The sequence below is a fragment of the Marivita sp. genome (assembly GCF_022763305.1).
Lineage (GTDB): Bacteria > Pseudomonadota > Alphaproteobacteria > Rhodobacterales > Rhodobacteraceae > Marivita.
In genome coordinates, this window is record NZ_JALEGT010000002.1 from 1 (window position 1) to 5,023 (window position 5,023).

8 protein-coding genes and 2 pseudogenes are annotated in these 5,023 nt (G+C 61.2%); 7 read left to right on the plus strand and 3 right to left on the minus strand.

Annotated elements, in window-relative coordinates; all coding sequences use genetic code 11:
• Positions 1–636 (minus strand): annotated as a pseudogene (locus MRY75_RS00205) (two-component sensor histidine kinase); the annotation flags it as partial.
• A 3-nt stretch (positions 637–639) separates the two neighbouring features.
• Complete coding sequence (locus MRY75_RS00210; protein WP_292305132.1) at positions 640–1,992, minus strand: sigma-54 dependent transcriptional regulator; 1,353 nt, start codon at positions 1,990–1,992, stop codon at positions 640–642.
• Between the two features lie 196 nt (positions 1,993–2,188).
• On the opposite strand from MRY75_RS00210, the gene MRY75_RS00215 reads away from it, so the two are divergent.
• The 7 genes from MRY75_RS00215 to MRY75_RS00240 all read left to right on the plus strand — a co-directional run bounded on the left by MRY75_RS00215 (position 2,189) and on the right by MRY75_RS00240 (position 4,664).
• Positions 2,189–2,476: a hypothetical protein gene (locus MRY75_RS00215; protein WP_292305133.1), complete on the plus strand. Its 288-nt coding sequence runs from the start codon at positions 2,189–2,191 to the stop codon at positions 2,474–2,476.
• Positions 2,477–2,498: 22 nt separating this feature from the next.
• Positions 2,499–2,741 (plus strand): substrate-binding domain-containing protein, encoded by a 243-nt coding sequence (locus MRY75_RS00220; protein ID WP_292305134.1) that lies wholly within the window; start codon positions 2,499–2,501, stop codon positions 2,739–2,741.
• A 77-nt stretch (positions 2,742–2,818) separates the two neighbouring features.
• Positions 2,819–3,112, plus strand: a complete 294-nt coding sequence (locus tag MRY75_RS21960) for a substrate-binding domain-containing protein (protein ID WP_366934891.1) — start codon at positions 2,819–2,821, stop codon at positions 3,110–3,112.
• Positions 3,031–3,276 carry a substrate-binding domain-containing protein gene (locus tag MRY75_RS00225; RefSeq protein ID WP_292305135.1) on the plus strand — a complete coding sequence of 82 codons (246 nt, stop codon included), beginning with the start codon at positions 3,031–3,033 and terminating at the stop codon, positions 3,274–3,276. Before MRY75_RS21960 ends, MRY75_RS00225 begins: the two co-directional genes overlap by 82 nt.
• A gap of 1 nt (position 3,277) precedes the next feature.
• The gene (locus tag MRY75_RS00230) at positions 3,278–3,505 is read left to right on the plus strand and encodes a hypothetical protein (RefSeq protein ID WP_292305136.1); all 228 of its coding nucleotides are present in this window, start codon (positions 3,278–3,280) and stop codon (positions 3,503–3,505) included.
• Positions 3,506–3,530: 25 nt separating this feature from the next.
• Positions 3,531–4,007, plus strand: coding sequence for a putative sulfate/molybdate transporter (locus tag MRY75_RS00235; RefSeq protein WP_292305137.1), 477 nt, complete (start codon positions 3,531–3,533; stop codon positions 4,005–4,007).
• 6 nt (positions 4,008–4,013) lie between these two features.
• Entirely contained in the window at positions 4,014–4,664 is a 651-nt protein-coding gene (locus MRY75_RS00240) for a putative sulfate/molybdate transporter (protein WP_292305138.1), read from the plus strand.
• Between the two features lie 278 nt (positions 4,665–4,942).
• Here the strand turns inward: MRY75_RS00240 and MRY75_RS00245 are convergent.
• Positions 4,943–5,023 (minus strand): annotated as a pseudogene (locus MRY75_RS00245) (IS5/IS1182 family transposase); the annotation flags it as partial.

The window sequence follows — 5,023 nt, forward strand, 5'->3', positions numbered from 1 at the left end:
GACTAGCGCATTGATCGTGTCGATGAAGCCAAGGTTGCGGTTCAGTAGGACACCACCAACCAGAGCCGCCCGTGGCCCGTCCTGTAAGTTCAGAGGCGCGGCGGAATGGATTACCATGCCGCGCGTCTCGACTGTGCGATCCGTCGGCACTGCGCCGCGGGTGGGGACCAAGGGAATTTCGGCCAGCGCCGACAAGTCCGGCGACAGCGCTGCCAGTGTTTCGGCGTCGAACACATCGATTGTGCTGCGCCAGTGTCCGCCAAGCGCTTCTTGGACGACGGGCCACTGCGTGTCGCTGGAGATCTGCAGGAAATCGAGACCCAGCCGCCTACGCTCCTGTTCCAAAAAACCGTCGATCGTTCCGGCCGCCACTGCGGTCTGCAAAGCCACAGACCGCGCGATTGCGTCGACGCGCTCGCCTGAGGTTTCGATCAGCCGCGCCAGGTATTGATCCGCAATCGTCAGGTCGCCCGTCACCTTATTGACCAAGATTGCATCGACCTTGCCCGACCAGCGCCAGACCGTGCTGCCCAGAAGGACCGGCAGGAGCACCAGCATCGGCAAGAGCGCGATCACCAGCAGTCGCACCCGGACGGATCGCATGGCGCCGGACAGGACCGCTGGCAGACGCGTCATCAGCTACAGTCCCCATCCCGCGCATTTGCGATCGATGGTCTTGCGAGAAATGCCTAACCGTCGTGCTGCTTCGGTTCGATTGCCGCCAAGCGCGTCGAGCGCTTTGAGGATTTCACGTTTTTCCATATCCTCCAAAGGGGCAATGTCATCAGATGTGCTGACGCTGCCAAGGGTTTCCAACGGAAACCGCCCAAAGATCAGTGCTCGTTCAACGAAATTATGCAGTTCCCGAATGTTGCCGGGCCAATCGTGGCGCAGCATGGCCGAGCGCACAGCCGAGGTGATCTCGACCTGCGGAAGGTTGAGCGCGGCTGCAATCTCGGTTTGGAACAGCTCGGCAAGGTCCAGAATATCGCTACCCCGATCCTTGAGCGGAGGCATAGTCACATCGATCACGTTGATGCGGAAAAGAAAATCCTCTCGGAAATGTCCATCCTGCACGGCCTTCTGCAGTGGCTTACTGGAGGCAATCACGAAGCGCAGGTCCAATTGAACGTCGCGCCCGGTGCCTATGGGTCGGATCACCCCGTCTTCGATCACGCGCAACAGAGCCGTCTGCGCACTGGCACTGAGTTCACTGACATCGTCCAGAAAGACAGTCCCTCCCGAAGCCTTTGCGAGTAATCCCTCGCGCCCGCCGTGCGCGCCAGGAAATGCCCCGGCACCGTGACCGAACAGTTCGTATTCGATGTTGTCGGCCGGGATTGCACCGCACTGGATCGTGACGAATGGAGCCGTGCCACGCCCGGACCGTCCATGCAGATGGCGCGCCGCGACTTCCTTTCCAGAGCCGGACGGCCCGGTGATCAACACAGGCGTGGACAGCGGCGCAACGCGGTCCAGCAGCGCGCGCACCTCGGCGATGACCGGCGAGGCTCCAATCAGTTCCTTGCGGCGATTGCCATTGGCGACCGTATCAAGCTCACGCCGCAACAGCGCATTTTCGCGTTTCAATTGCGCCAGTTCCAGACATTTGCGCAGCGCGTTCAGGATCTGGTTCGACCGGAAGGGCTTGACGAGGAAATCAGACGCCCCAGCGCGCATCGCGTCGATCGCAGTCTGAAGATCGGCATATGCAGTGATCAGGATCGTGTCGGTAAAACCGCCCTTGGACCGTTGATCCCGAAGCCATTCCAGTCCCTTCTGCCCCGGCATGATGTTGTCAAGTACCATGACATCGTATTGGCGCGTGGCCAGCATCGCCTCGGCAGCGCGGGCATCTGCGGCACTGTCGACATGACGTGAGATGGGGCGCAGCGTGTTGACGAGGAAATGCCGCATGCCCGGCTCGTCATCGACGATGAGGATGCGCGCCGCGCCAAGCGGGTCGCCTGCGTCTTCGGATATTTTCAGCATCAAAGCCTCCCCGTGTTTGCAGGTGGCAGGTTTGCAAAATCCTGTTATTTTTCCCGCACCGCGCATTCCTTGCGCCAAGAGGACAAAAATTCAAGACTGTCATTTCTTTATTTTTATTGGACTTTTTAGTGGATTCCCTGGCAACCTGCTACGTCGCTTTGCATTTTATTGCATAATTTTTGAAGACTTGATGCCAATGTCCGGCGAACTGCGCGAGAGTAAACAAATTGTCCAGCTTGCCCCGCCATCAGATTACGAGCTGCGCTTTTTCGGCCGGACTCGCACGCCTTGGGCGACGCGGTCTGACTGCCCGCGGCGGGCGCATCTCGAAGGGTCGGAGTGTCGGATCGCGCTTGATCCGGTCTCGCAGGATGCGCTCGACGGGCTCGACGTTTATGGCACGATCGAGGTTCTGTATTGGCTGAACCAAAGCCGCCGCGACGCGTCCCGTAAGAGCCCGCGCAGCGACGGGCAGACCGCATAGGACCAACCTTGGAAGGACCGCCATGTTTAGATCGCTTATCGCCGCAGTGTTCGCGGTGACAGTGACCCCGGCCAAGGCGCAGAATGTGTCGCTGCTTGCAGCGGGCAGTCCGAAAGCTGCTTTGACCGACGTGGTAACCGCGTTCACCGAAGCCACGGGCACACCCATTACTTCTGCTTTTGGTCCCTCGGGCCCGATGCGCGAACGGATCGAGGCAGGCGAGACTGCGCATGTCTTTGCCACGGCCAACATGCGCCACCCGTAGACGCTGGCGAATGCGGGAAAAGCGGGCGCGGTGACGCTGTTGCCCGCAATCGGCCGTGCGGTCTGGCCCGGCCCGAGATCGATGTATCGACCGACACATTGCTGCACGTGATGCTGGCGGAAAGCACCCGCTTTGGCACCTCGACACCCAAGGCGGACACCTCCGGCGACCGCGCCTTTGCACTGTTCAAAAAGTCCGGCCATATGGATGCTTTGAAGCGAAAGGCTCTGCAACTGACCGGCGGCCCGATAGCGCCAAGCCGCCATACGGGCGCAACAATTGCGCGTGGGTGCTGGACAGCAATCAGGCCGAAGTCTTCCCGACCTCTTGCACCAATGCGGCGCTGGCCAAGAAAGAGGCGCCTGGCTTGAAGATCGTCCAAATCCCTGAAGCCCTGTCTGTTGACGCCGAGTACGGCCTGATTGTGCTGAACGACGCGCCGGAGGCCGCGCAGGCGTTCGCGGATTGCATCCTCTCACGCGAGAGGCAGGCCATGTTGGCCCAGTATGGCTTTGACACGCCGAACGGAGGCTAAGATGCGCTATCTCCTGACGACCCTCGCGGCTCCGGCGCTGCCCGCCCATGCCCGCTCCGTGTCCGACAGCGCGAGTCGCGTCGTCGAGGTGCCTGACAAGGTCGCCACCGCCTTTGCCGCCGGTCCGCCGGCCTCCGTGCTGGTCTATGTGCTCAAGCCCGACGCGCTAATTTTCATGATCGTACCTCTGTCACTGCTTTTCTTTTCCTGTGAGAGTATGATGCGGTGAAGCGATATCAACGGGGTACGACGTCATGGATGATCCGCGCGGCATTGCGTATCGCCTGACCCTGCGCGAGGCGAACGGCGCCTTGGGCGACATCGGCACACTGCTGCCGCTCAGCCTTGGTGCCATTCTGCTGGCCGGTCTTTCACCACATATGGTGTTGACGGGCTTCGGGATTTTCTACATCGCCACCGGATTTTACTATCGTCTGCCGATCCCCGTGCAGCCGATGAAGGCGATTGCCGCAGTGGCCCTGCTGGGTTTCGTCACCCCGAAAGAGATCGCGCTGAGCGGCGTCCTGATCGGGTTGGTTCTGTTGGGGCTTGGCAGCACTGGGTTGATCGACCGGATCGCACGGCTTGTGCCGCAATCGGTGCTGTCGGGGTTGCAACTGGGCCTTGGCCTGTCGCTGGCGTGGGTGGCCATCGGGTTGATGCAGGAGCATTGGCCGGTCGGCGCGCTGTCGCTTGGGGTGGCCACGGCAGCGCTTTGGGCGGGCTCTTAGGCGGCTTTGCTGACGATCATCGTCGGTATCGGGGCGGGAATGGCCCTTGGCCTGCCGGACGCCCCAGCCCTGACCGCCGCGCCCGCGCCCTTGTCCTTCCCCGATATGCAAGACCTGTGCCGCGCCGTCACCGATTTGGCCCTGCCACAGCTGGCGCTGACTCTGACCAATGCGGTCTTTCTGACAGCGCTCGTCGCGGGCGATCTGTTCAGAGAGCGGGCAGCCCATGTCACCCCGCGCCGCCTGTGCCTGACCTCTGGTTTGGCCAATCTGGTGCTCGCACCGCTGGGAGCCTTGCCCATGTGCCACGGCGCAGGCGGCGTCGTGGCGCATCACCGCTTTGGCGCCCGTTCAGGCGCGGCGCCCTGCCTGATCGGCGTCGCGCTCTTGATCATCGCCGCATTGCCAGTTTCGGTTCAAGCGTCCATCCTGTCGGCCATTCCAGCTGCGACACTGGGGGCGTTGCTGGGAATCGCGGCATGGAACCTGGCCATCAGCCACCGTCTGATCGACGCGCGCCCGTCCTGCCGCCCGGTCATCGCGGCAGCGGCGCTGGCCACGGTGTTTGCAAACCCGCTTTGGGGCCTTTTGGCTGGCACGGTGGTGGAAATCCTGCGCAAAGCCATCATCTCAACAATCAAGACGCGACACCATTGAGCTTGGTGAACCCGCTCGTAAGCCAATTTGGCTTCTTGGCCTTTCGGAGTTCAGTCAAAAGATGGCATCCGAAAGAGTTGCCGTCGATGCCCGAACGTACAGCGTGAATGGCTCCCACAAACCCAAATCCTTTGACTTGCATCCGCCCATGTTTCGCATCAGCAGCGAAGGTCAGCTTCGACGCGCCGCGCAACAGCAATCCGAACAAATCAAAATGGCAGCTTCGGGCCGAGGCCGGCCGCACGAGGAAAATTGTAGAATAGAATTAGGGTCAGGATTCATAACCAATAGATGACGATGGCCGCGAGGGCGATGGCCGAGAGGAACACTTTCGGGCATCGATCGTAGCGGGTTGCTAC

What these genes read in the sequence shown, in the direction of transcription:
- MRY75_RS00210 (WP_292305132.1), bottom strand. Translation starts at nt 1,992, where the DNA reads ATGCTGAAAATATCCGAAGACGCAGGCGACCCGCTTGGCGCGGCGCGC.
- MRY75_RS00215 (WP_292305133.1), top strand. Translation starts at nt 2,189, where the DNA reads ATGTCCGGCGAACTGCGCGAGAGTAAACAAATTGTCCAGCTTGCCCCG.
- MRY75_RS00220 (WP_292305134.1), top strand. Translation starts at nt 2,499, where the DNA reads ATGTTTAGATCGCTTATCGCCGCAGTGTTCGCGGTGACAGTGACCCCG.
- MRY75_RS00230 (WP_292305136.1), top strand. Translation starts at nt 3,278, where the DNA reads ATGCGCTATCTCCTGACGACCCTCGCGGCTCCGGCGCTGCCCGCCCAT.
- MRY75_RS00235 (WP_292305137.1), top strand. Translation starts at nt 3,531, where the DNA reads ATGGATGATCCGCGCGGCATTGCGTATCGCCTGACCCTGCGCGAGGCG.